The organism is Paramagnetospirillum sp. (assembly GCF_058402745.1).
The window spans coordinates 213,091-237,675 of sequence record NZ_JBZVFI010000018.1; the positions used below are offsets into that span (position 1 = coordinate 213,091).

Genomic DNA, 24,585 nt, shown 5'->3' on the forward strand with positions numbered 1-24,585 from the left:
GCGGACGGGACGTGCAGGTGCGGTGACGAAAATCAGAGTTCAGTTGACACGGGCGCATATCGCCTTCACCCACGACATGGTCATGGCGGCGGCGTCGTTCCTGATATCGCTTTATCTTCGTCTGGGTGACGACATGGTTCGGCTGTGGACCGGCACCGACCTGTGGCTGGGAGTTCTGCTGTTCGCCGCCGTCGCCGCTCCGATCTTCCTGTCGCAGCAGCTCTATCGCGGGGTCTGGCGCTATGCCTCGGTCAATGATCTGATGGCGTTGACCCGAGCCGCCACCATGACCGTCCTGGTGTTCATGGCGCTGCTGTTCCTGGTGACCCGCCTGCAGACCCTGCCGCGCTCGGTGATGTTCATCAACTGGTTCGTGCTGATGGCATTGCTGGGTGGCCCGCGCTTTCTCTACCGATCGTTCAAGGACGGGCGCCAGCGGGTCCGGCACATGGCCAATTCGCACAATCAGGTGCCGGTGCTGCTGGTGGGGGCTGGCGACGAGGCGGAACTGTTCATCCGCGCCACCCGCAATCCCGAGGCCGAGTATCGGCCGGTGGGGCTGGTGTGTGAGCGCAACACCCGGGTGGGACGCAACATCCATGGCATCGACGTGCTGGGCAGCACCGACGATCTCGAGGAGGTGGTGGCGACCCTGCGGCGCAAGGGCCAGGCGCCCCAGCGACTGATCATCACCGACCATCGCATGGATGGCGCCGAGGTCCGCACCCTGCTCGACCTGGCCGACCGGCTGGGAATGGGATTGGCCCGGATTCCCCGGCTTACCGATCTCAAGGACGGGCTGACCGATGGCATCACCATCCGCCCCATCGCGGTGGAGGATTTGCTGGGCCGGCCGCAGGCGGTGCTGGACCGCGCCGGTATCTCGGCCATGATCAAGGGCCGGCGGGTTCTGGTGACCGGAGCCGGCGGTTCCATCGGCAGCGAGCTGGTGCGTCAGGTTTCCGACCTGGAACCTGCCCAGCTGCTTCTCTTCGATGCCTGCGAATTCAACCTCTATGAAATCGACATGGAGATCGCCCTGCGTCAGCCCGATCTGGAACGGGTGGCCATATTGGGTGATGTGCGCGACACGGCGCGGGTGCGCCAGGTCATGCTCGAGCGCTCTCCCGAGCTGGTGTTCCATGCCGCTGCCCTCAAGCATGTTCCCATGGTCGAGTACAATCCCGACGAGGGAATCCTCACCAATGCGGTCGGCACCCGTATCGTGGCCGATGCCTGCCGCGATGCCGGTGTCGGCCTGATGGTGCAGATTTCCACCGACAAGGCGGTCAACCCCACCAATGTCATGGGTGCGTCCAAGCGTATCGCCGAGATGTACACCCAGGCCCTGGACCTGGCTGGAGCCACGTCCGGAGGGACCCGCTACGTCACGGTGCGCTTTGGCAACGTGCTGGGCTCGACCGGCTCGGTGGTGCCGCTGTTCCAGCGCCAGCTGGCCAAGGGTGGGCCGCTGACCGTGACCCATCCCGAGATGACCCGCTATTTCATGACGGTGCGCGAAGCGGTGGAGCTGGTGCTTCAGGCCGCCGCCTTCGGGCGCGAGAGCAGCAACTACCGGGGGCGGATCTTCGTGCTCGACATGGGTGAACCGGTACGCATCGTCGATCTGGCCCGTCAGATGATCAGGCTGGCCGGACTACGCCCCGATCACGATATCCGGCTGGAATTCACCGGTCTGCGGCCCGGCGAGAAGCTGTTCGAGGAAATCTTCCACGGCGCGGAGCCGCCGATGCCGACCGAGCGTCCCGGCATCCTGGCGGCCGAACCCCGTGTGGTGCTGGTTGATGAACTGGGGCCGGCGCTGGACGATCTCGCCCTGGCCTGCGCCGCTCACCAGCCCGAGCTGGCGCTGGCGATCCTGCATCGTCTGGTTCCGGAATATTCCCCGGCGGCGAACTGATCTTGAAGGACGGGGCCATGACCCGGCGTATCGGCCTGATCGGCCTCGGCACCATGGGCCGCAATCTGGCCCTCAATTTGAGGGATCACGGCCTGGAGGTGGTCGGCTTCGATGCCGACGACGGCGCCCGGAGCGCTTTCGCGGCCGCCGGTGCCGGTCCTGCCGCGGCAAGCCTTGCCGCTCTGGTCGCCGCTCTCCCGCCGCCCCGCATTCTGCTGCTCCTGGTTCCGGCCGGCGCGGCGGTTGAGCGGATCAAGGATGCGGTTCGGCCCCTGTTGGCGGCGGGGGACGTGGTGGCCGATTGCGGCAATTCCCACTACGGCGATACCGGCCGGCGCTGCCGCGACTGGGCGGCGGACGGGCTTCACTGGCTGGGAATCGGGGTGTCGGGCGGCGAGCGTGGCGCCCGGCGCGGCCCGGCCATCATGGCCGGCGGCAATAGCGAGGCCCTCGATCGGATCGAGCCCTTGCTGGCCCCGGCGGCTTCCATGTCGGCGTCAGGTCGTTGCTTCGGCCGGTTCGGCGATGAGGGCGCCGGCCACTTCGTCAAGATGGTTCACAACGGCATCGAATACGCCGAGATGCAGCTGATCGCCGAGGCCTACCTGGTGCTTCGCCATGGCCTCGGTCTTTCGCTGCCGGCGCTCTCCGCGCGTTTCGCCCAATGGGCGGCGGGAGACCAGGGGTCCTATCTGCTGGAGATCACCGCGGCGATTCTGGCCGAGGGTGATGGCGAAGGCGGTGGGCCGCTGATCGATCGGGTGGCGGATGCCGCCGAGCAGAAGGGAACCGGCCACTGGGCCATCACCGCCGCCGCGGAATTGGGGGTGGCGGTGCCGACCATGGCGGCGGCGGTCAATGCCCGCCTGTTGTCGGCGGCCCTGGCGGATCGCGCCCAGGTACGCGAGCGGCTGGCCTCGGTCAGTCCCGGCGGTGTGGAGTGCGAGATCGATCAGGTGTATGCGGCGCTTCTGGCGGCGCGGCTCTGCGCCTTCGCACAGGGTATCGCCCTGCTGCGGTCGGCCCGGTCGGCCTTTGGCTGGGACCTTGATCCCGCCGAGGCGGTGCGGGTGTGGTCGGGAGGCTGCATCATCCGCACCCGTCTTCTGGCACCCATGGCGGCGGCCCTGGCCACCGGCGGCGAAGGGATCAATTTGCTGGCCCTGCCGGCCATGTCCCAGGCGCTCGACGATGCCGATGCCGGGTGGCGCCGGGTCGTGGCCTCGGCCAGCCATGCCGGATGGCCCATTCCGGCCCTGGCCTCGGCCCTGGCCTACCGCGACGGCTTGGCCATCGCCCGCCCGGGGAGTGAACTGATCCAGGCCCAGCGCGATTGCTTCGGAGCCCACGGCTATGGCCGCCTGGATCGACCCGGCCGCTTCCATTCGTCCTGGGGGGTTGATCCGTGATCCTGGTGATCATGGGGGTGTCCGGGGTGGGAAAGACGGTGATCGGCCGCCTGCTGGCCGAGGCGCTGGCGGTGCCCTTCCTCGACGGCGACGACTTCCATCCGGCGGCCAATCTGGCGAAAATGAAGGCCGGCGTGCCGTTGGACGATTCCGACCGCCTGCCCTGGCTGGCCATCCTGGCGCAGAAGTTGGGCGAGGCGGCGGCGGGGACCGGCCTGGTGCTGGCGTGCTCGGCCCTCCGCGAGGAATATCGCCGGATTCTGCTGGCCGATGTGGTGGGGCGGGCCCGGCTGATCTGGCTGCACGGGCCCCGGTCGCTGATCGCCGAACGCCTGGAAAGGCGGCAGGGCCACTTCATGCCGCCCGGGCTGCTGGCCAGTCAGTTGGCCACCTTGGAGCCGCCCGGGGCGGACGAAGCGCTGCCGGTGGATATTTCCTCGCCCCCCGCCATCCTGGTCGCCACCATCCTGGCCTCGCTGCGGGGCGGCAATGATGATTTCCTGCCCGGTCCCGGCTGTGCTATACCCCCGGCAATTTCCCACTTCTTCCGCCAGCCGGAGGCTCTCATGTCCGATTTGATGCCCGTTCGCCGTGCCCTGTTCTCCGTTTCGGACAAAACGGGACTGATCGAATTCGGCCGCTTCCTGGCCGGCCAGGGTGTCGAGATCCTGTCCACCGGCGGCACCTGCAAGGCGCTGCGCGACGCCGGCATCGCCGTCACCGAGGTCGCCGACCACACCGGCTTCCCCGAGATGCTGGACGGCCGCGTCAAGACCCTGCACCCCAAGGTGCACGGCGGCCTGCTGGGCATTCGCGGCAACGCCGAGCACGAGGCGGCCATGGCCCAGCACGGCATCGCCCCCATCGACCTGCTGGTGGTCAACCTCTATCCCTTCGAGAGCACGGTGGCCAAGGGCGCCGGCTACGACGAATGCGTCGAGAACATCGACATCGGCGGCCCGGCCATGATCCGCGCCGCCTCCAAGAACCACGCCGCCGTTGCCGTGGTGGTGGACGTGGAGGACTACGCCGTGGTCCGGGCCGAGATGGAAGCCAATGACGGCGCCACCTCCCTGGGCCTCAGGAAGCGCCTGGCCGCCACGGCTTACGCCCGCACCGGCGCCTATGACGCCGCCATCAGCCAGTGGTTCGCGCGTGAACTGGGCGACACCTTCCCCCGCCGCGTCGTCGTCGCCGGCGAGTTGAAGCAGTCGCTGCGCTATGGCGAGAACCCGCACCAGGCCGCCGCCTTCTACGTCACCGGCCACCAGCGCCCCGGCGTGGCTTCGGCGAAGCAGCTGCAGGGCAAGGAACTCAGCTACAACAACCTGAACGACACCGACGCCGCCTACGAGCTGGTCGCCGAATTCGACGAGCCGGCCGTGGCCATCATCAAGCACGCCAATCCCTGCGGCGTGGCGGTGGGCAAGGACATCGTCTCGGCCTACAAGGCGGCCCTGGCCACCGATCCGGTCTCGGCCTTCGGCGGCATCGTCGCCATCAACCGCCGCCTCGACGGCGCCACCGCCGAGGAGATCGCCAAGCTGTTCACCGAGGTGGTGATCGCCCCCGAGGCCGACGAAGCGGCCGTCGCCGCCTTCGCCGCCAAGAAGAACCTGCGCCTGCTGGTCACCGGCGGCATGCCCGACCCGTCGGAGGCCGGCATGACGCTCCGCCCGGTGGCAGGCGGCTACCTGTTCCAGACCAAGGACAACGGCCGCGTCATGCTGCCCGACCTCAAGGTGGTGACCAAGCGGGCGCCTTCCGAACAGGAGCTGAAGGATCTGCTGCTGGCCTTCCGCATCTGCAAGCACGTCAAGTCCAACGCCATCATCTACGTCAAGGACGGCGCCACCGTGGGCATCGGCGCCGGCCAGATGAGCCGGGTGGACAGCTCGCGCATCGCCGCCTGGAAGAGCCAGGAGGCGGCCACCGCCGCCGGCCTGTCCCAGCCCGGCACCATCGGCTCGGTGGTGGCGTCCGACGCCTTCTTCCCCTTCGCCGACGGCCTGCTGGCCGCCGCAGCCGCGGGCGCCACGGCGGTGATCCAGCCGGGCGGCTCCATGCGCGACGCCGAAGTCATCGCGGCGGCCGACGAGAAGGGCTTGGCCATGGTCTTCACCGGCATGCGCCACTTCCGGCACTGAGGCGGCGTGGCATCTTTGGAAGGAATGGGGGGACTGCCATTGGCTGACGCGAGGGATCAGGTGAAGAGTGTAATCGTCGCCGGCGGAGCCGGGTTCGTCGGCTCGTCCCTCGCCCTTTCGTTGAAGCGGGACCATGCCGGCTGGTGCGTGACCGCCCTTGACAACCTCAAGCGCCGCGGCAGCGAACTGGCCGTGGAGCGGCTGCGCCAAGGTGGTGTCGGGTTCATCCATGGCGACATCCGCAATCCCGAGGACCTGGAGGCGGCAGGCGCCTGCGACCTGCTGCTGGATTGCTCGGCCGAGCCCAGCGTCCATGCCGGCTACGGGGCCAGCCCGGCCTATCTCATCAACACCAATCTGATGGGGACCGTGAACTGCCTGGAGCACGCGCGGCGCTCGGGCGCCGCCGTAGCCTTCATCTCCACCAGTCGGGTCTATCCCATCGCCCCGTTGCGTGCCCTGCCCCTGTCGCCCGAGGGCGACCGCCTGGTCCTGCCGCCCGGCGCCGCCGGCCCCGGCTGGTCGGAAGCGGGCATCTCCGAGGATTTCCCCCTGGCCGGGCCGCGTTCGCTCTATGGCGCCACCAAGCTGGCCTCCGAGATGCTGGTGGAGGAATACCGCGCCACCTATGGGCTCAAGACCCTGACCTACCGCTGCGGCGTGCTGGCCGGGCCGTGGCAGATGGGCAAGGTGGACCAGGGCTTCATGGTTCTGTGGGCGGCCCGCCATCTCTATGGCGGCGGGCTGGGTTACATGGGCTTTGGCGGACATGGCCATCAGGTGCGTGACGTGCTGCATGTGGAGGATCTTTACGATCTGCTGGCGCTGCAATTGGCCGACCTCGATCGCTGGAACGGTTCGCTGTTCAATGTGGGTGGCGGCGCCGGCAATTCCGTGTCGCTGCGTGAATTGACCGCCCTGTGCGAAAAGGCGACGGGCCGCACGGTGGCCATGGGCAGTACGCCGGAAACCCGTGATGCCGACATACCCTATTATGTTACCGACAACGCCCGCGTCACCGCCGCCACCGGCTGGAAGCCGAAGCGGGACGTGCCGGGCCTTGTCGAGGATATCTGCCGCTGGCTGACGGATAATCGCGCCCGGCTTGAACCCATCTTGCGCTAAGGACGTCCATATGAGCGTTGCCATCGTCACCGGCTCGGCGGGTCTCATCGGTTCCGAGGCCGCCCGTTTCTTTCACGCCCAGGGGCTGGAGGTGGTGGGTATCGACAACGACATGCGCAGGGCCTTCTTCGGCGAGGGCGCCAGCACCGCCTGGTCGCTGGGTGAACTGACCCGCGACTTGACGGCCTATCGTCACGAGAGCCTGGACATTCGCGACGCGGCCGCCATGGACGCGCTGTTCGCCCGCTACGGCAAATCCATCGCGGTGGTGATTCATACGGCGGCGCAGCCTTCCCACGACTGGGCGGCCAGCGATCCCCACACCGACTTCACCGTCAACGCCAATGGCACGCTGGCCCTGCTGGAGGCGGCGCGCAAGCATTGCCCCGACGCGCCGTTCATCCACTGCTCCACCAACAAGGTTTACGGCGATACGCCCAACCGCCTGCCGCTGGTGGAGCGGGAGACCCGCTGGGAGCTGGACCCGGCCCACCCCTTCGCCACCCACGGCATCGACGAGAGCATGAGCATCGACGGCTGCATGCATTCGCTGTTCGGGGTGTCCAAGGCGGCCTCGGACCTGTTGGTGCAGGAATACGGCCGCTATTTCGGCATGAAGACGGCGTGCTTCCGCGGCGGCTGTCTGACCGGACCCAACCATTCCGGCGCCCAGTTGCACGGATTCCTGAGCTATCTGGTCAAGTGCGCCGTGACCGGCGACGCCTATACGGTGTTCGGCTACAAGGGCAAGCAGGTCAGGGACAACATCCATGCCTGGGACCTGGTCAACGCCTTCTGGCATGTGTTCCAGGCTCCGCGCTCGGCGGAAATCTACAATATGGGCGGTTCGCGGCACTCCAACTGCTCCATGCTGGAAGCCATCGCTTTGTGCGAGGAGCTGACCGGGCGTCCCATGAACTGGAGCTACGCCGAGGGCAACCGGGCCGGTGACCACATCTGGTGGATCAGCGACGTCCGGCGCTTCCAGTCCCATTATCCCGAATGGTCCTATCGCTACGACATCCGGGGCATCCTGGGCGAGATTCACGAGGCCATGGCCGAAAGGTTCGCAAGATGACCGAATCGGCCTTCCGCTCCCTGGCCGAGTGGGTGGAGGTCGGCGTTCCCGGCCTGCTCAGCGTGGTGATTCCGGCCCATAACGAGGAAGGCAACCTGATCGAGACGGTTCCGGCCCTGGTCACCGCCCTGGAGGCGGCCGGCATCGATTACGAGATCGTGGTGGTCAACGACAATTCCACCGATGGCACCCTGGCCGAGTTGCAAGGGCTGGAGGCGCGCTTTCCCAAGCTGCGCCATGTGGACAACACTCCGCCCAACGGCTTCGGCTTCGCCGTGCGGCGCGGCCTGGCCGAGTTCCGGGGCGAGGCGGTGGCCATCGTCATGGCCGACCTGTCCGATTCCCCCGCCGATCTGGTGGCCTATTGGCGCAAGCTGAACGAAGGCTATGACTGCGTCTTCGGCTCGCGCTTCATCAAGGGCGGCAAGGTGGTGGATTATCCGCCGCACAAGCTGGTGCTGAACCGGCTGGCCAACACCTTCATCCGAGTGCTGTTCGGCCTGGGCCTCAATGACACCACCAACGCCTTCAAGTGCTATCGGCGCGAGGTGATCGCCGGAGTCCAGCCCTTCCTCGCCCACCACTTCAACCTGACGGTGGAACTGCCGCTCAAGGCCATCATCCGGGGTTATTCCTACGCCGTGGTGCCCAATTCCTGGCACAACCGCAAGACCGGCGTGTCCAAGCTCAGAATTCGCGAAATGGGCTCGCGCTATCTGTTCATCGTGCTCTATTGCCTGATCGAGAAGTTGCTGTCGCGCGGCGACTATCGCCGCCCCACCTCGCGGACCGCCTGATGGCGTGGCCGCCATATCCCAACCGTATCCTGCTCGCCACCTCGGGCGTGGCGGTGGCGGTGGCGGCGTTGCTGATGGCCATGCGAGTGGGGACGGCCATTTCGTTGGGCGAATCCCGCCTGGTGGTGACCAGCGGCGCCGAGGAAGAGGCCGTGATGAGTCTCTTCCGGGCCATGACGGGCGAGCCCTACGCCGATCCTTCACGGCTGCCGTTTTCCGCCTCCTACTACAACTTCCTGTTCTACGCCGTGTTCGGCGGAATCGGCCGTCTGGCCAGTTGGGCCGGCATGCCCGTGGAATGGCTGCCGACGGTCTGGCGGCTGGTGTCCCTGGCGGTTGTGCCGGCCTGGCTGGGCGTGGCCTTGGCCGCCATGCGCATCTTCGTGCCGGTGACAGCGGATGCTGGCGTCCACGGCCATAACCGTCTCGCGGCACTGTTCGTGGCCGTGGGGCCGCTGGTCGGGTTTTGGGCGGTGTCATACAACCCGGAGCTGGCGGCGTCGGCCCTGTCGGCGGCGGCGCTGGTGGTGCTGGCGGCCCGTTATGACCGGTCACCCCTGTCGGCGGCGGCGGCGGCGGCGACCCTGTCCCTGGCGGCGTGGTCGTTCAAGCAATCCTATCTGTTCGCCGCCCTGGCCTTGGGTCTATTCCTCCTGCTGCGCAGAGACTGGCGCGGCGTGGTGCTGGTGGTGGTGTCGCACGCCCTGTGGGTCGCGGCGGTCATGGCCTTCGGATCGGAACCGTTCCGCCGGCAATTGCTGAGCCATGTGGAAATTCCCTGGGCCGGCTGGCAATTGGTCCGCAACCTTCAGAATTTGGGGATCAAGGTTCTGCCGTTCCTGGCCGGTGCCGCCCTGGCCTTGTTGTGGAGTCGCGGGCGAATGCCCAAGGACACACCGGGCCAGGTGGCGGCCCTGGGGCTGCTGGCGGCGCTTCCCGCCCTGCCGTTCAGTGCCAAGGTGGGGGCATCGGAGAACTATTTCTTCCTGCTCAGCCTGATGCTGGCGGTCATGAGCGGCCGCGCCACGGCCATCCTGGCCCAGCGGGGCTGGCCGCGCTGGCCCACCCTGATGCTGGCGGCGACCTGGCTGGTGGAGGCGGCGGCCTGTCTCGCCGTGGTGTCCGGCCGGCAAGGGGCGGTGTCCCTGGATGACATGCATCGCCGTCACCTGGCGCAGCGCTCTTGCGTCGCCGATCTGCCTGCTCCGTTCTACTCCACCGATTCCTACCTGGTGTTGCCGTGGATGCATTCGGCCGGACCGCATATCGTCCCCGCCTATTATTATGCAGACGACCGTCGGCGGAACCGCCCGTTCGAGAACGGTGGAATCGGCGGCATGATCGCCGCGTCGACCATGGCGTCGGTCGCCGTGCCTCATTCCGATGAGCCGCCGGTTGTGGATGGCGCCCCCCTCTCCCCATCTTACGTCAAGTTCCGCACCGATTGCGCCGGCCTGGACATCTGGGTGCCCGCCGGAAAGCGCTAGGAAATCTCCCTTGGATAGTCTCGCGTCACGTCTGAGCATCGTCATCCCCTCGTATCGCTCCTCCCACCTCGGCGACGTCGTGACGGCGCTGCGGAGCCTGGGGGCGCTGGAGATCCTGGTGGTGGATTCCTCGCCCGAAGCGCCGGTATTGCCGGAGGGCTGCCGGCTGATCCGGCCCACGGGGCGGTGTGGTGCAGGGCAGGCCCGCAACCTGGGCGCCAGGGCTGCCAAGGGCGAGGTGATCCTGTTCGTGGATTCCGACGTGGTGCTGCGGCCCCAGGCGCTTGAAGAGGTGCGGCACCATCTGGCAGAGCCGGTCTCCGATATCCTGTGCGGACTTTATCGCTGCGACGTCCCCGGTGACAGCTTTGCCAGCCGGCTGCAGAACCGCATTCTGGCCTACCGCCTCTTCCACCGCTGGCAGGGGCGGCCGCCTGTGGGCTCGTCGTCGCATTTCCTCATGTCCAAGGCCGCCTTCGAGCATGTGGGCGGCTTCAACGAGGCGCTGCCGTCCTACGAGGATATCGAGTTCTTCGTCCGTGCCACCGCCATGGGCCACACCCTGGCGACCTCGGAGCGGCTGGTGGCGGATCACCTCAAGGTCTTCAGCCTTAAGTCCCTGCTGGGCGATTACGGGCGCAAGACCTTCCAGGCCTACGGCATCCGCAAGGACCAGGCGGCCCTGTTCCGCCAGTGCGACGCCAATCTCGGCGCCATGATGATGGGCTCCTGGTTGGCGGCGGGGGTGCTGCTGCCCCTTTTCCTGCTGCTGTCGCCTTGGTTTTCCTGGGCGCTGCCGCCCGCGCTGCTCTGCGCCCTGGTTCCCTGCCTGGCCTGGCGCCCGGTCCTGGCCGCCGAGTCCCAGGCGTTCAGGTTGGCCGCCCTGGCGTGTTGGCCACTGATCGGCGCGGTGGTGTTCGGTGCCGCGGGATTGGCGGCACTGGTCTGGCATGCCCGGCGTGCGGCGAGGCTTCTGGTCGGCTGGTGGGACTATGCCCGTATCCTGGTTCGCGTCCTGCTGCGCACCGGGCGGCCGATCCAGCTGATCCAGTATGTGACGGCGCGCTGCAATCTGCGTTGCGAGCACTGCTTCTACAAGGAATCCCTCGAGGCGCCCAATCCCGGCGAACTGCCGTTCGAGACGCTGGACGCGGTGATGCGCGACACCGGGCCGGTGCTGTGGTTCTCCCTGGCCGGTGGCGAGCCTTTCCTGCGCAAGGATCTGGTCGAACTGATGCTGGCGGTGCGCCGCCATAACCGCCCCAAGGTCTTCTCCTTTCCCACCAACGGCTGGTACACCGAGCGGACCTTCGAGATGGTGCTGCGCTATCTGCAGCGGGCGCCGGGTGGCAACTTCATGCTGTTCTTCTCCCTCGATGGCCCGGAAGAGGTTCACGATTCCATCCGTGGGCCGAATTCCTATGCCAAGGTGCGAGAGACCATGGAGCGGCTGCGGCCGTTGCAGAAGCTCTATCCCCATCTGCATCTCAACGTGGTCACCACGGTGCAACCCGGCAACATGGCCCACTTTCCCGGCTTCATCGACCGGATCGCCGAGGAGTTCCGCCCCAACGCCATCTCCATCAATCTGTTCCGTCACCATTCCCTCGACCATCCGCCGCTGGCGCCGGGGCTGATCGATGCCTATTCCAAGGCGGTGGACGCGTACCGCGCCCTGCTGGCCCGAGGCGGACTGGCCCATTACGGTTTCACCGGCGGGCGGGTGCTGCGCTTGAAGGAGATTCTGCAGAAGGACCTGATCGAGCGGGTGGCGCGCAACAATGAATTCGTCACCCCCTGCACCGCCGGCACGCTGAGTTATGTCTCCATGGAGGACGGCCGTCTGCTGCCCTGCGAAATCCTGTCCGACAGCATCGGCAATGTGGGTAGCCGCCGGCTGGCCGAACTGATCCGCACCCCCGAGGCGGCCGAGCTGCGGCGCTGGATCAGGGACACCAAGTGCCGCTGCACCTATGAATGCGCCATGTCGAGCAACGTGCTGTTCTCATGGCCCATGACGCGGAGACTGATGGTGGCCTATGTCCGCGATCTGGTCCGATTGCGTTAACGGCCCTATTTCCGGCCGCGCAGCAGTACCACCCGTTCGAACCATGGAATGAGACGGCGGACGGTTCCGGCATCGACGAAGGCCGAAGCCAGGATCGAGGCGGTGCTGAAATAGCCCTGCTCGGGAATGTCGCAGCCCTCGCACAACGGCAGGCCGGTATACTCGAGGCGTTTAAGCTTGGCGCGCAGAGCGATCAGTTCCGCTGAATTCCACAAATCCTCCAGCGCGGTCTCGCGGGCATTGCCGGACAGGACCGCCGCATCGAAATCCATGCAGCAGAGTTGAAGCCGCCCGTCCCAGGCGATGGCCATCATGTTCCACAGCCAATAGCAGGGACGGGTATGGCGCAGGTTGTTGTCCGCGGCCGAATAGGTCTTGAACAGCGGCTTCAGGCGGAACGAGCCGATCTGACGGCGCTCCTCGGGCGTGAACTGATTCCGGAATGCCTCGATCTCGGGCTGGGTCCGGTCCGAGACGATCATCTGGAGTTCGATGTGCGTCCGCGCCTTCAGCTCTGCCCGCCGGGCCAGCAGCATGCGGATATTGACGACCAGCCGGTCGAAATCCCCGCCGACCCGGATGGATTCGTAGGTTTCCTTGGTGGCGCCATCCATGGCGATGATCAGATGGTCGAGGCCGCTGGTCAGAATCGCCGTGGCACTGCGTTCGGTCAGCGGCAAGCCGTTGGTGGAGAGCACCGTGGTCAGGCCCTTGCCGGCGGCGTAGGAGACGTAGCCGGGCAATTCCTTATGCAGGAAGCTTTCACCCGTTCCGTACAGGTAGACCAACTCGGCCCGTCCGGCGGCCTGGTCGATGATGGAACGGAACAGCGCTTCGTCCATGAAGCCCTTGTCACGGGTCATGGTCTTCTGGGGGCACATGACGCAGGCGAGGTTGCAGTGATTGGTCAGCTCGATAACGACTTCCTGGGGGAAGATCCGCCAGCGGGGGGCACCGGTGAAGTAACTGCCGATCATGCGGGCCCGGTTGATGAAGCCGCCGATCATGACTTGCGGGCTCCCAAACCCAGCGCCTGTCGGAAGGTCATGAAGGCGCCTTGGGCAACGGCGGCCGGCCGCGTCATTTCGTTCCAATCGACCATGTTGCAGAACGAGCAGAAACGGCAGGGCAGATCCGACGCCCGGTCCAGGGCACGGTCGAGACCTCCGTCGAAGACTGTGAGAGCCTTGAAATCCGGGCTATTCCACCAATGGGCACAGGGGAATACCTCGCCGTACTCATTGAAGTGGTACTGGAAGCGGCCGTAGGGGCAGGGCGTGGTGTAATAGCTCTCTTCGGGATCCCCTTTCATCACAACCCGGTCGAAGGTGGTGGGGTAGCCCATCATGTACTGCATGGACGCGTCGGAATTCATGATCCGGTCGTTGTTCCGGCGTGTCTGCGCCAGATTTCGGAAAAAGCTCCGCATGCCGTCGTCCGACAATTGCCAGCGGGCGGTCTCCTCGCGGCGGAATTCGGGCACGTCGATGCAAGGCGTGAAGGTCACGACCATGCGCCGCCTTTCGCAAAGGTCGAGAATGTAGCCGACCTGCTCGGCGTTGGCCCGGGTGACGACCACGTTGAGGCGGACGGGAATTCCCGCCGCCTCGGCCGCATCGATGGCCGTCAGGGCACGGGCGTGCCAGCCTTGTCCCCGCAGGAGATCATTGCTTTCCCGGTCGCCATCCAGGCTGATGGTAAGCTGCGACGCTTTGGCCAGGATTTCCAGCTTGCGCGGCACCAGCGCTCCATTGCTGGTCACGTTAAAGAACATGTCGCGGCGATGCAGATGCTCCACCACAGCATCGAAATGGGGGCTGAGCAGCGGTTCACCGCCCACCAGGGTGAAATAGCGCACGCCCCGCGCCACCAGATCATCGATCAGGTTCAGCCATTCCTCGGTGGAAAGCACCCGCTTGGACGCCGCCACACTGGCGTCGGCGGGGTGGACATCGCCGACATAACAATAGGTGCATCGCGCGTTGCATCGCGAGGTGAGGAACAGATTGGCGACCAGAGGCCGCGGTTCGGGCCGCCGCCCACGGGTCAGAAGGCCAGCCACCAGGCGGCCTCGTTGGCGGAGATTGCGAAGCAGCCAGCCCAGTCTCATGCCCGCGCGACCTTGGAGAAGCAGCACACGTGGCAAACCGGCGGCAAGTCGCTTCCGAACGCGTCGATGCGCCGCAACACCTCACCATAGGCGGGGGCTGCCAGGACTTTGCCCACCGAGTACCCGCTATCACGCACATTTCCCAGTCCCTGGGACTGGCAGGGGATCACCTGTCCGTCGGGCAGAACGGTGATCAGGGCGCGCGGCAGGGCGCACGGAGCATAGCCCTTGCGACCACCATTGGCGAGGAAGCGGCGCAAGGTGGCGGGATCGGAAATTCGCGGGAAAAGGACCACCGGACAGCGGCGGTTGTCCTCGTCCCACAATTGCGTGATCTCCTCGACGATCCGCTCGGGCTGGGCATAGGGATAGAGATGGGAATCGCCGCTCCAGATGCGCTCTGGGTCATTACAATGGAGCAGCGACCATTGGTGATGGCCGCCTTCCTTGCGCAGCGAGACATTGAGGGCGCTCGCTCCCAATTCCTCGGCGCAGAAGCGGCGGAATTCCGCCATGCGTCCGACCATGTCGTCGCTGAGCACCGTCTTGATGGAGATGGCCGGCCGGCGGCGGCCATTGCGCATGGCTTTGAGCCGTCGGAGATTGGCACACACTTTGTCGAACAATCCCGGCATGTTCCGGTTTCTATCGTGAGTGTCCGCGAAACCATCCAACGACACGGAGACATTGCGGACATGGGGTTCGGTCAGGATCTGGAAATGCTGCTCCTTCCATTGCGACGCATTGCTGTTGACCGTGATCAGATGGCGCCCTCGGGCAGCGGCGACGATCGGAGCGAACGCTGCGCAGATGGTCGGCTCGCCGCCGGAGAGTCCCAGCAGGGTCGGGGCGGGAAGATTTTCCACCACCTTGACCCATTCCTCGGCGCGGAAGGGCGCGCGGCTGGAATCCACGAAGGGGGCGATGGTGAGCGATTGCTCGCGCTGCCAGCAATAGCTGCAGTCCAGATCGCAGGCGCCCGTAATGTAAAGGAAGACGCTGAGCGGACGACGCAGCAGGAACGGCAGACGTCGCCGCGCATGGCCGTAGCGGTAGAGGAGTTCGTCGGATAGGGATTTGGAGATCATGGTGTTACGCAATTCCTTACGGCAAGCCGAAAGATGTGCATCTCGGGTCTCGCCGTCGCCGGGCTCCTGCCCGCCATGCTCTCGCCGTGGAGAGGCGACCATAGCAAACCCGAATGGGCGGTTCAATTCGCATGTTTTCTGTGGTTTTTCCCGGGCTGCGGCGGGGCGTCCGGTCGGGTTTTTCTTGCGGCGCCCGGACCGGATGGGCTAAGAACAACGGCGCTACTCCCTCGAAATTCTTTACGTTTCGGACAGCAGAGCAGTCTATGAAGGTTCTTCTTGTCCGGCATCGCTATGTCACCGTCATCCGGCCATTCGAGCCGTATGGCATGTTGACCATTTCAGCCGTGCTCAACGCCCTTCCCGGCATCGAAGCCAAGGTTTTCGATGCCAATACCGTGATCCGCGACTACACCGAGGATCAGGTTATGGCGCGGATCAGGGACGAGGCGCCCGACCTCCTGGGGCTGGCGGTCAACCTGTACAATGCGCGCGCCACCTATGACCTGATCGAGCGACTGCGCCGTGAGATGCCGGACCTGCCGGTGGTCTTGGGCGGCATCCATACCTATGACGCCATCGACGAGATCATGCGGGAATCGCGGCCCGACGCCATCGCCAAGGGCGAGGCGGAAATCCCCATGTCGCAGCTGGTTCAGGCCATGGGTGCCGAACGCGGCAAGGCGGCGCTGCGCCGGGCGGCGCGGGGAGTCGCCGGGTTCCAGGTGCTGAACGAGGACATGCAGGGCTTCACCGATACGGGGCGGGGTGCGCTGATTGAGAATCTGGACGAACTTCCGTTCGTCGATCCGCGCCAGATGAATATCGAGGATTTCGTCGCAAGCCCTAACGACCATCAGTTCAACACCAATATCGTGCTGTTCCAGCGCGGCTGCCCGTATTCCTGCTCGTTCTGCAAGGCCGACTTCATGGCCGGCAAGGTGCGCCAGACCTCTCCGGCAGTGGCGGCCCGCCACATCGCCTTCCTGGTCGATATCATCAAGTACGATCATATTTTCATCGCCGACAACAATTTCACCCTCAACAAGAAATGGGTGATCGCCTTCGCCCGCGAGATCGTGGCACTGGGGCTCGATAAGCGCGTGGCATTCGAGATCCAGACCAATATCCGCACCAAGATCGACGAAGAAGTTCTCGAGGCCATGCGCCTGGCAAACGTGTCGCGCATTGAACTTGGCATCGAGCGCCTGACCCCACGGGGCTGGCGCATGGGGGAAAAGGCTTTTGATCTCGGCGAGATGGAGCACAAGCTCAAGCTGATGAAGGCTTACGGCTTCGAGATTTTCACCAATATCCTGCTGGGCTTTCCGGAAGACGATCTTGACTCGGTCCGCGAGGAAAAAGCTGCCTTCATGTCCTATCGTGACTATTTTGGAGCAATCGGGGTCAAAATCTTCATTCCCATTCCAGGAACGGCCTTGCATCGGGCAGCCGACGAACATGTTCGCGAATGGTATCTGAAGAAGGATTTTCTCAAGATCCGCACTTCATTCTTCCAGATGTCCCTGTTCGATTTCGCGGCGGTGTATTTCGTCAATCCCTACCGTCTATCCCGCCGCCTGCTGCGTGAAATCGCCTTGATCCAGGCGATATTCCTCACTCATACCGCTGTACGGACCCACCCGCTTCTGCTGGTGCCGCGATTGGCCGAGATCGTGCTGAGTCTCCTGTCCCTGGCCCTCTACCGCATCCATCCCCGGCTGGAGAACATGGTGTTCGGTGCCCTGATGACCCTGCGTTCCAGGCTCCTCAACGTCATCTACACCAAGCTCTTCAATCGCAAGGGACGGCATTCCGCCGCAGTGGCGATTTCCTCGGAAGACCATGCGGCCTAGGCCAGGAATTTCGGCCGGCGTCACGGACAGTCGAGCCCGTATCGCGGCGTTTCTGTGCCTCTTCCTGCCCTATTGCGTCGTACTGGCGTTGGAACTGGCGGTTTTCGGCCGGAGTTTCACCGATATCGCGGCTCTGGACGCCAATATGTGGAGTCTGGTTGGCGGTCTGTCCTGGCTGTACCAGGATGTGCCGTTTTTGGGCCTCAATGCTCCGCAGGTGACCCATCATCCCGATATTCTGCTGGGGCAGGTGGCAGCGCTTTATCTTCGCTTGTGGGGGTTGCCATTCGCCGACCTGGGGCCGTTTTCCGGCTTTCTGATCGGTACTAACCTGTCGATGACCGCATTCCTGGCCGCAATTGCGGCCCATTTCGGGGCAGGGTTGCGGCTTCCCCCGATGGTTCTGCTGGGATTCGGTGTCCTGGGAGCCGTCCATCCCGCCAACTGGATTTTGTATTGCGACTATCCTTTCCTCACCATGATGGCCATGGCCATCGGCCTGGGGCTGGCGGCCAGCCTGGCGGGACAGACGGGGCGGGGCGGCGAGTTTCTGTGGCTGTTCCTGGTTGGCCTGGGCGTGGCTATCCATTTTCTCATGGTTTTCGTGGCGGCTGGTGCCGGGCTGGCCTTCCTTTGGGGGATGCGGCGTGATGGATGCCGCTTGCGATCGCCCACCGTGGAGCGTCTTCTCACCACTGTGGCACTGCTGCTCGGATTGGTCTTCGTTTTGGGTTTCGTATGGGCCGGAACGCCGGTTCTGGGCAAGCTGTCCGATTTTCTCCGTCTTCAGGTCGGCTCGCTTCGGCCCTATCGCCTTCCTGTTCTGATCGCGCTGCCGCTCGTGGTCATGGGGTTGGCGATGGTGACGGCCAGACTGGCGGGGTGGGTTAACGGCTCGACACCCGGTTGGCTCCTGGCGCGGCTGGCCTGTCCGGCCCTGGTGGGCTGGGCGATCGGGATGAACGTCGCCATACTCAACGGTTGGCAGCAGGCCCTTCTGGCCCATGCGGCGGGATTGGAGGCAAGGGCCAGTTGGCAGGATTTCCTGATTTATCTCGCGCCGCCGCCATTTGGCGCCATTCCGATTCTGCTCTGTCTTTCCGGCCTGGCCATGCTGGTGGCTCGCCGGGGGGATTATCGCGCCGCCGGCCTGGGCGGGCTGGTCTGCATTGCCGGTTGCGGGCTGGCCATCTGGTGGAACAGTGGCGGCGCCATGATTTCGGTGCTGGCCACCGATCACGAGAATGCTTTCCTGTCCCTCTTCATCCTTGGACATCTGATGTTTCCCATGCTGTTCGGCGCCACGCTTCTGGGGGGGAGCACGCTTCGCCAACCAAGTGTTGCCGCGGGAACCATCCTTGGCCTGTGCCTGCTGCTGTCGCTGGCCAGCAAGATCAGGGCGGAGCTGTCGATCTGGCCACATCTGTCGGCGGATCATCGCCTGGAGGCCGCGTGGGCCGTTCGCTCGGCCCAATTTCTTGAACGTTACCCCGAGGGTGAGGTGGTTTGCCTGGCGACCCGGCGGCTGGATCGTTGCGTGGCTGCGCAATCCTATGCCCGCATGGCCGAGGCCGTAGAGGGGTCTGCGCGCCTTGACCTGATGAATCGGCTGGCGGCAGGCCGAACTCGCTGGATCATGCCGGGCAGAGCCTGCGGTTCGGTGGAAGAATGTCTGGCCGCGGGGGAGGCGCATGGTCCCATCCTGGTGCTGGCCGAGGGCCCCTTGCCCCCGCCGGTCCGCGATGTGGCGATTCTGGTGGAGGGAGACGAGCATGGTGCCATCCCTCATGTTTCCGCCATCGTGCCGGGACGAACGGAGAAGGATCGATGAGCGCATCCAACCAGTCGTGCGGGTGCGGAGGGACGTTCCGCCAGTATCGGGCCGGCTATCACCGCTGCGGCCGCTGCGGCCTGTGGAGCCTGCTTCCGCAGCCTTCGGACACCCGCCTGGCCGAGATTTACGGATCCGGCTACTATCAGTCATGGGGAGAGGCCGGTGGCGATCACATGTCGCGGCCCACATACTGGACGCTGAAGCACGATCTCTTTCGACACCTGCTGAGCCGGGCAGGTGTCCGTCCGGGACCTGGACGGGCGCTTGATGTCGGCTGCGCGACCGGAGCGTGCTTATCGGTTCTGGGCGAGCTTGGCTATACCGCCCACGGTGTTGACATCAACCCCCATGCGGTGGAGGTTGCTCGTCGTCTGGTTCCCTCGGCGGTGGTGCATACAGGTAGCCTGGAGACCGCGGGTCTCGATACCGGCAGCTTCGATCTCTGCGTGCTGTCCGATGTAGTCGAGCATCTGCGTGATCCCTGGGCCTTCATGCGATGCCTGCGTGAGGTGCTGCGCCCAGGGGGCCGAGCGGTGATCCTGACGCCCGACGTGGGATCGCTGAGCGCCGCCATGATGCGGGGGGCTTGGCCGCACATCAAGGAAGAGCACCTCTTTCTGTTCAGCCGCACCAGCCTGGTCAAGCTGGTTCACGATTGCGGCTTTAAGGTGGTGCGGGTATGCGCGGCCTCAAAGCCCCTAACCTTTGACTATGCGGTGCGGCAGTTTGATGCCTATCCCCACCCCCTGATCTCGCCCGCCTTGCGGCTGCTGAGGCGAACGGTGCCCCACGGCCTGGCGCATCGCTCCATACCGGTTCGTATGGGCGAGATGCTTCTGGTGGCCGAGCGGATCAGCTAATCGTTGTGGTCCGGCGAAAAATGCCCAGGACATAGGACCCCCAGCCCACCGGCAGCGCACCGGGCCACCATCGGTCAACCAGCCGCAGGGTCTCGGTGGCCAGCCAGAATAGCGGCCAGAGCCTGAAGTGCCGAAGGAATGCGAGGCCATAGCGGGGGTTGATCCCCTCCACCAGGACCTGCTGGAAGCCACGCACGGCCAGTTCCCCGGCGACATTGCGATAGTCGAGCGCCTCCTCGTGCTCGTCGAAATAGACCAGTCTGGCCAGCGGAGAGGCCATGAACAGCCGCCGCGGCAGGAACAACCTGTTGGGTTCGAAGATCAGTATCAGACCGTCCTCGTCCAGCAGCCGGCAGGCCTCGTCCAGCGCGGCCTGGCGGTCTTCATCGCCGAAATGGTGCAGACTGACCCAGAAAGCGGCCAGTCCCATGGTTCCATCGGCGAGATAGGGGCGCCGTACGTCGCACCGCACCCGATAGAGCGTCGGGTCTGCATTGGCCAGGGCCCGCTTTGAAACGTCGCACACATAGGCTCTGGTACCGGAGGATCTCATGAATGCTCGGGCGAACCATCCCTCGCCGCCGCCGATCTCAACCCCCGTCCGGGTTCTTCCCAGAAACGGCATGACCTTGTCCAGCACCCGGGTGAACAAGCCCGGATGGAAATAGCAGACGCCTTCGATGGGCAGGCTGTCGAAGACCTCGGCCTCGTGGGCGGCACGCCCCTCAAGGCGGTGAGGGGCGATGAGGTCCGCGATGCCGTCAGAGACGGGATAGCAGGTGCCATCCGACGCCATCAGGCCGGACTCCCCCGATCTCAATGGAGCCCGATGGAGTGGATCGACCAGCCGGGCCAGACCCTCATCCTGCATGGCGGAATCCGCTTTCGGCCAGAAGATCGTCTATCTTGGCGGTCACCTCGGTCACGGTGATCCTGTCCATGCAATGGGCCGGGAAGCAATTTTCGAAATGCTTGTTGTCGATGGCCGTGAGGCAGGGGCTGCAATACAGCCCCTTATAGACGGTGCGGGCCATGGGATTGAGCGGCCCGTACAAGACCGGTGTTTCCGGTCCGAACAGCACCACTTCGGGAATACGGTAGGCGGCGGCAATGTGGGCGGGTCCACTGTCGTTGCTGACCATCAGCGCCGCCCCCTCGATCACCGCCAGGAGCGTCTGAAAATCCGTTCGCCCGGCCAGATTGATGACCCGATCCTGCAGATCCCCGACCATGGACTGAAGCAGGGCGACCACCTCCACCTCCTTGGGAGCCCCGATCAGTACCAGTGTCAACTCGGGGTACTTGACGGCCAGATGGCGGATCACATCGGCAAAGCGTTCGGGCTTCCAGGCGCGCAATGGGCACAGGGTCGAGGTGTTGGGATTGATGATGGCGTAGGGACCCGATTGCAATACCGCCGGCAGGGCATCAAGGCCGTGGGAGTTGTCGCGACGCATGCTGGGCAGGCTGGGGGGCTTGTCCTGCACCTGGGTGATGTCGATCTCCAGGGCTTCGGCCATGGCAAGGAAGGCGCGCGACACGTGCATGTAGTGATTGAGCGAAACGGGATGGGTCAAAAGTGGCGAGCGCAGGTTGAAATGCGCGAAGAAACCGACCCGGGTGCCGGCACCCGAAAGGGCTGACATCACCGCCGAAAAGCGTGAGAAGAATTCCAGGTCGATACAGATATCCGGCCTCAGGCGCCACAATCTGAATACCACCCGGGCGATGTCGGCCAGGAAACGGCCGGCGGAGCTGGGATCGATCACCAGAATCTCGTCGACCAGTCCAGAGATGTCCACCAACTTCCGCTGTTCGGGAAAGGTCACGAAGACCAGGCGTGCCGTCGGATACCCCGTCCGCAGCGCCTGCAGTAGCGGCAGTGCGTTGATGATACTGCCCATGCCGAGATATTTCTGCACCACGATGGCCTTGACTGGCCGTGGTGACCGATGCGATCCGGCACGCAATGCATCTGCGAGGGCCGTGACGGCGCGCAGTATGACCAGACTGACCGCCCCGGCGTAACGGTCGATGCGGCGCATGGTGCCAATAGAGATGGCCACGACCGTCGGCTCCTTTATCCGCTAGGGCGATAGAACAGCCGATAAAACATATCCTTCGCCCAGATTTCCAGCGGAAATGCCGTGAAATGGTGGCGCAGGCGCAGACGGGCGATGGGCTTGTACAAGGAGATGAAAGGCTGCATCGCCCGGGTCAGCCAACCGTTCCGGGCGAAATACATGTCGTACTTGTTATCGACGAAGTAGATGGCACAGTAGATGGTGTCCAGGAGACGGCGGCGCCTCTTGTCGATCCACGGGCATTTCTTGGCATTGTTCTCGAACTGGAGATCACCCCATTCCTCGAGGGTTGACGGCACGGGAAAGCCGGATTTGACGGCGCTTTCGAACAACTCGTTGCCGGGATAGGGGGTGTACTGATGGAAGCCGGAAATCTGGCAATTCCGGTTCTCCTTGGTCAGCTGCAGGATCAGCCGGGTGGACGCGGCGATGTCCTCTTCCGTCTCGCCAGGGATGCCGGAAAAGAAATTGTAGAGGGGAACCAGCTGGGGATGCTGCGCCAGTCGGCGATTGACCTCAATGGCATGCTCGGCCTTCATGCCCTTCTTCAATTCCTTCAGGATACGGTTGCTGCCTGATTCCACGCCGATATTCAGATGGCGGGTGCCAATGCGTTCGAGAAGGCCGATATCGTCGTCGGTGAGCTTGCGCAAGTCCGAGATGCGCACACCGCGGAAGCCCACCTTGATGTGCTTGGGCTTGGTGGCCTCCACGTGGCGCAGGATGGCCCGGGCGCGCTCCAGGTCAACGAAGAAATCATCATCGATGAACGACAGATAGCTGGGCTGGTAGCGGGCCAGGATGTCGTCGATTTCCGCGCAGGTATCCGCCACTGGGTCGGGGCGCCAGCGGATGTCGCCGACGATGGCGCTGTTATAGCAGAAGGTGCATTTGTGCGGGCAGTTGCGGCTGGTCATGATCGGGAAGACCCGCCGTTCGAAACCCGTGCGGGCATAATCGTCGATATCGACCAGATCGTAGGGGACCGGCGGCATCTTGCCCCAATTTCCGTCGTCGTCCTCGGCGTTGGATCGGGTCCTGCCGTCTTCGATCCAGGTCAGGCCGGGGACGTCGTCAAGGCGCCCGCTGCCATCCAACGCGCGGCTGAGAGCCAGGGCCGCGCGCTCACCCTTTCCCCGGATGAGGTAGTCCACCAGGGGATGGGCGATGGTCACGTCGGCTAAAATAGTAGGGTGAATTCCACCCCATACCATGGGTGCGGAGGAGTGTCGGCGAACAACCTGGGCCAATTGCAGCGCGTGCCAGATGGGCTCGCCGGTCATGGTGGTGAAGCCGATCCACAGGGGCGGGGATTCCTCGATCAGCTCCTGCAGCCTGGAATGGGTCCGGTTGAGGGTTACCCGTTGATCCAGAACCTGGACGTCATAGCCCTCGGCGACGAGCATGCGGGCCGTGTACAGCAGCCCCAGCGGCATGTCGCGGATAAACAGGTCGTATTTGCCGCAGGCCGGCTGGATCAGAATGATGCGCTTGCTCATGGCCGTCCCGTCGGCTTCAGCGGATGAAGGGGGTGTTGTTCCACCGGGACCGGCAGAACATCACGCCCGTTGATGGGAAGAAGGTACTCATCGACGTAATGCTGATCCAGCCCGATCAGGCAGACGGGAGAACGCTTCTTGTACTGGTCCCATTGCAGCATGCGGCTCCACACCGACTCGAGGCGTTCATCGCGCAGGTTGCCGTGGGAAATGAAGCTCATGGCGCATCCCTGGACGTCGCCATAGGGCGAGACCGAGATCTTCTCGTATCCTGCCGGGCAGCCCTTGCGCAGCGAGAGATTGATGGTCCAATCGGAGCGGACATGCGGATTGGCCTGCATGAAGGCATCCACCTCGTCCCATTCCTCAGGGGTCAGCATCTGGTCCTTGGCGCCATTCCAATTGCCCGCCGGCGTGGCCAGCGAGAACACGATGCCGATCCCCATATCCTCGGCATAGGACGTCAGCTGCCGGACCGATGCGAAATTGCCGTGGGCCACCACCACCGACAGGCAGACATCGTAGCCCAGGCCCTTGGCGGTCTTGATCGCCTCGGCCACCTTGGCGTTGTGGCCCTTGTGGTCGCGCTCGCGGTCGTTGGTCTCCGGGTCGAGGCTGTTCAGACTGAAATGGATCACCGACAGGCCCGCCTTGCGCAGGCGTTCCATCTGGACGGCGCCCAGCAGGATGGCGTTGGTGGTCATGCTGATGATGGTGTGCTTGGGGTCCAAGGCCGCGATAATGTCGGGCAGATCCTTGCGCATGGTGGGCTCGCCGCCGGACAAATGGGCCGTGAAGGCCCCAAGCGCCTTGGCCTGCTCCCAAATGGCCGCATACTCGTCGGGCTTCATCATCTGCCGGTCGTTGTCCACGATCTTGGTGGCGTAGCACATGGGGCAGTTGACGTTGCAATGGGGGGTGATGGCGAATTCGAGGGTTCTAAGAACCGGCCTGCCCAGCACCAGAGTGTTGAAATATCCCTGCACCAGCTTGGGCAGCACCCCGATATTGTTCCAGACAATGCTGGAATGGTAGACAAAGTGCTTGGCCTTCTTCAGCACGGTCATACGCGGCAACTCCGATCTCAGCCACAGTCCGGATTCGATGCGGCGCTAACATAGGCCCGTTCCGGGTTTCCCAGGTCAAGGGCATAATGCACCCCCTTGTGGCTGAATCCGGATCCGCGATGGCATGTGAGGATGCGCCGACCTGGTTTCAAGAT

General features: G+C 64.5%; 18 protein-coding genes and 1 pseudogene. 12 read left to right on the plus strand and 7 right to left on the minus strand.

Annotated features, from left to right (window positions below):
• Positions 1 to 76 precede the first annotated feature (76 nt).
• The 9 genes and pseudogenes from ACV4UZ_RS16915 (at position 77) to ACV4UZ_RS16955 (ending at position 12,032) form a co-directional block, all read left to right on the plus strand.
• A complete protein-coding gene (locus ACV4UZ_RS16915) occupies positions 77 to 1,921 on the plus strand; it encodes a polysaccharide biosynthesis protein (protein ID WP_491602434.1) in 1,845 nt (614 codons plus the stop codon).
• A gap of 17 nt (positions 1,922 to 1,938) precedes the next feature.
• The gene (gene gnd / locus ACV4UZ_RS16920) at positions 1,939 to 3,330 is read left to right on the plus strand and encodes an NADP-dependent phosphogluconate dehydrogenase (RefSeq protein ID WP_491601961.1); all 1,392 of its coding nucleotides are present in this window, start codon (positions 1,939 to 1,941) and stop codon (positions 3,328 to 3,330) included.
• 11 nt (positions 3,331 to 3,341) lie between these two features.
• Positions 3,342 to 3,779: pseudogene (locus tag ACV4UZ_RS16925) on the plus strand (gluconokinase); the annotation flags it as partial.
• A gap of 117 nt (positions 3,780 to 3,896) precedes the next feature.
• Positions 3,897 to 5,477: a bifunctional phosphoribosylaminoimidazolecarboxamide formyltransferase/IMP cyclohydrolase gene (gene purH, locus ACV4UZ_RS16930; RefSeq protein ID WP_491602435.1), complete on the plus strand. Its 1,581-nt coding sequence runs from the start codon at positions 3,897 to 3,899 to the stop codon at positions 5,475 to 5,477.
• Between the two features lie 60 nt (positions 5,478 to 5,537).
• Complete coding sequence (locus ACV4UZ_RS16935) at positions 5,538 to 6,602, plus strand: NAD-dependent epimerase/dehydratase family protein (RefSeq protein WP_491601962.1); 1,065 nt, start codon at positions 5,538 to 5,540, stop codon at positions 6,600 to 6,602.
• Positions 6,603 to 6,612: 10 nt separating this feature from the next.
• Entirely contained in the window at positions 6,613 to 7,680 is a 1,068-nt protein-coding gene (locus ACV4UZ_RS16940; RefSeq protein ID WP_491601963.1) for an NAD-dependent epimerase/dehydratase family protein, read from the plus strand.
• On the plus strand, positions 7,677 to 8,477 hold the full coding sequence (locus ACV4UZ_RS16945; RefSeq protein WP_491601964.1) for a glycosyltransferase family 2 protein: 801 nt from the start codon (positions 7,677 to 7,679) through the stop codon (positions 8,475 to 8,477). Before ACV4UZ_RS16940 ends, ACV4UZ_RS16945 begins: the two co-directional genes overlap by 4 nt.
• Positions 8,477 to 9,964: a hypothetical protein gene (locus tag ACV4UZ_RS16950; RefSeq protein WP_491601965.1), complete on the plus strand. Its 1,488-nt coding sequence runs from the start codon at positions 8,477 to 8,479 to the stop codon at positions 9,962 to 9,964. The genes ACV4UZ_RS16945 and ACV4UZ_RS16950 overlap by 1 nt, the downstream gene beginning before the upstream one ends.
• 10 nt (positions 9,965 to 9,974) lie before the next feature.
• A complete protein-coding gene (locus ACV4UZ_RS16955) occupies positions 9,975 to 12,032 on the plus strand; it encodes a glycosyltransferase (RefSeq protein WP_491601966.1) in 2,058 nt (685 codons plus the stop codon).
• A 5-nt stretch (positions 12,033 to 12,037) separates the two neighbouring features.
• Here ACV4UZ_RS16955 and ACV4UZ_RS16960 read toward each other — a convergent pair whose 3' ends face one another.
• From ACV4UZ_RS16960 to ACV4UZ_RS16970, 3 genes are read right to left on the minus strand one after another with little or no spacing between them, the layout of a single operon-like run.
• Complete coding sequence (locus tag ACV4UZ_RS16960; RefSeq protein ID WP_491601967.1) at positions 12,038 to 13,039, minus strand: radical SAM/SPASM domain-containing protein; 1,002 nt, start codon at positions 13,037 to 13,039, stop codon at positions 12,038 to 12,040.
• Positions 13,036 to 14,094, minus strand: coding sequence for a radical SAM/SPASM domain-containing protein (locus ACV4UZ_RS16965; protein ID WP_491601968.1), 1,059 nt, complete (start codon positions 14,092 to 14,094; stop codon positions 13,036 to 13,038). Before ACV4UZ_RS16965 ends, ACV4UZ_RS16960 begins: the two co-directional genes overlap by 4 nt.
• 44 nt (positions 14,095 to 14,138) lie before the next feature.
• Positions 14,139 to 15,356: a radical SAM protein gene (locus ACV4UZ_RS16970; protein WP_491601969.1), complete on the minus strand. Its 1,218-nt coding sequence runs from the start codon at positions 15,354 to 15,356 to the stop codon at positions 14,139 to 14,141.
• Positions 15,357 to 15,496: 140 nt separating this feature from the next.
• Between ACV4UZ_RS16970 and ACV4UZ_RS16975 the strand changes: the two genes are divergently transcribed.
• From ACV4UZ_RS16975 to ACV4UZ_RS16985, 3 genes are all read left to right on the plus strand, one after another.
• Positions 15,497 to 17,086 (plus strand): B12-binding domain-containing radical SAM protein, encoded by a 1,590-nt coding sequence (locus ACV4UZ_RS16975; protein WP_491601970.1) that lies wholly within the window; start codon positions 15,497 to 15,499, stop codon positions 17,084 to 17,086.
• An 88-nt stretch (positions 17,087 to 17,174) separates the two neighbouring features.
• Positions 17,175 to 18,917: a hypothetical protein gene (locus tag ACV4UZ_RS16980; protein WP_491601971.1), complete on the plus strand. Its 1,743-nt coding sequence runs from the start codon at positions 17,175 to 17,177 to the stop codon at positions 18,915 to 18,917.
• Positions 18,914 to 19,780, plus strand: coding sequence for a class I SAM-dependent methyltransferase (locus ACV4UZ_RS16985; RefSeq protein WP_491601972.1), 867 nt, complete (start codon positions 18,914 to 18,916; stop codon positions 19,778 to 19,780). The genes ACV4UZ_RS16980 and ACV4UZ_RS16985 overlap by 4 nt, the downstream gene beginning before the upstream one ends.
• Here ACV4UZ_RS16985 and ACV4UZ_RS16990 read toward each other — a convergent pair.
• The 4 genes from ACV4UZ_RS16990 to ACV4UZ_RS17005 are packed head-to-tail and all read right to left on the minus strand — an operon-like array spanning position 19,773 to position 24,430.
• Complete coding sequence (locus ACV4UZ_RS16990; protein ID WP_491601973.1) at positions 19,773 to 20,651, minus strand: class I SAM-dependent methyltransferase; 879 nt, start codon at positions 20,649 to 20,651, stop codon at positions 19,773 to 19,775. The two genes, ACV4UZ_RS16985 and ACV4UZ_RS16990, sit on opposite strands and share 8 nt — an antisense overlap.
• Positions 20,641 to 21,846 carry a glycosyltransferase family 9 protein gene (locus tag ACV4UZ_RS16995; protein ID WP_491601974.1) on the minus strand — a complete coding sequence of 402 codons (1,206 nt, stop codon included), beginning with the start codon at positions 21,844 to 21,846 and terminating at the stop codon, positions 20,641 to 20,643. The genes ACV4UZ_RS16990 and ACV4UZ_RS16995 overlap by 11 nt, the downstream gene beginning before the upstream one ends.
• Positions 21,847 to 21,860: 14 nt before the next feature.
• On the minus strand, positions 21,861 to 23,363 hold the full coding sequence (locus ACV4UZ_RS17000) for a B12-binding domain-containing radical SAM protein (RefSeq protein WP_491601975.1): 1,503 nt from the start codon (positions 23,361 to 23,363) through the stop codon (positions 21,861 to 21,863).
• Positions 23,360 to 24,430, minus strand: coding sequence for a radical SAM/SPASM domain-containing protein (locus tag ACV4UZ_RS17005; protein WP_491601976.1), 1,071 nt, complete (start codon positions 24,428 to 24,430; stop codon positions 23,360 to 23,362). The genes ACV4UZ_RS17000 and ACV4UZ_RS17005 overlap by 4 nt, the downstream gene beginning before the upstream one ends.
• Positions 24,431 to 24,585: the final 155 nt, after the last annotated feature.

Bases quoted from the DNA above. Each gene is read 5' to 3' on its own strand.
- ACV4UZ_RS16915 (WP_491602434.1), top strand. From the start codon at position 77: ATGGTCATGGCGGCGGCGTCGTTCCTGATATCGCTTTATCTTCGTCTG.
- gnd (WP_491601961.1), top strand. From the start codon at position 1,939: ATGACCCGGCGTATCGGCCTGATCGGCCTCGGCACCATGGGCCGCAAT.
- purH (WP_491602435.1), top strand. From the start codon at position 3,897: ATGTCCGATTTGATGCCCGTTCGCCGTGCCCTGTTCTCCGTTTCGGAC.
- ACV4UZ_RS16940 (WP_491601963.1), top strand. From the start codon at position 6,613: ATGAGCGTTGCCATCGTCACCGGCTCGGCGGGTCTCATCGGTTCCGAG.
- ACV4UZ_RS16945 (WP_491601964.1), top strand. From the start codon at position 7,677: ATGACCGAATCGGCCTTCCGCTCCCTGGCCGAGTGGGTGGAGGTCGGC.
- ACV4UZ_RS16950 (WP_491601965.1), top strand. From the start codon at position 8,477: ATGGCGTGGCCGCCATATCCCAACCGTATCCTGCTCGCCACCTCGGGC.
- ACV4UZ_RS16960 (WP_491601967.1), bottom strand. From the start codon at position 13,039: ATGATCGGCGGCTTCATCAACCGGGCCCGCATGATCGGCAGTTACTTC.
- ACV4UZ_RS16975 (WP_491601970.1), top strand. From the start codon at position 15,497: ATGAAGGTTCTTCTTGTCCGGCATCGCTATGTCACCGTCATCCGGCCA.
- ACV4UZ_RS16985 (WP_491601972.1), top strand. From the start codon at position 18,914: ATGAGCGCATCCAACCAGTCGTGCGGGTGCGGAGGGACGTTCCGCCAG.
- ACV4UZ_RS16990 (WP_491601973.1), bottom strand. From the start codon at position 20,651: ATGCAGGATGAGGGTCTGGCCCGGCTGGTCGATCCACTCCATCGGGCT.
- ACV4UZ_RS17000 (WP_491601975.1), bottom strand. From the start codon at position 23,363: ATGAGCAAGCGCATCATTCTGATCCAGCCGGCCTGCGGCAAATACGAC.
- ACV4UZ_RS17005 (WP_491601976.1), bottom strand. From the start codon at position 24,430: ATGACCGTGCTGAAGAAGGCCAAGCACTTTGTCTACCATTCCAGCATT.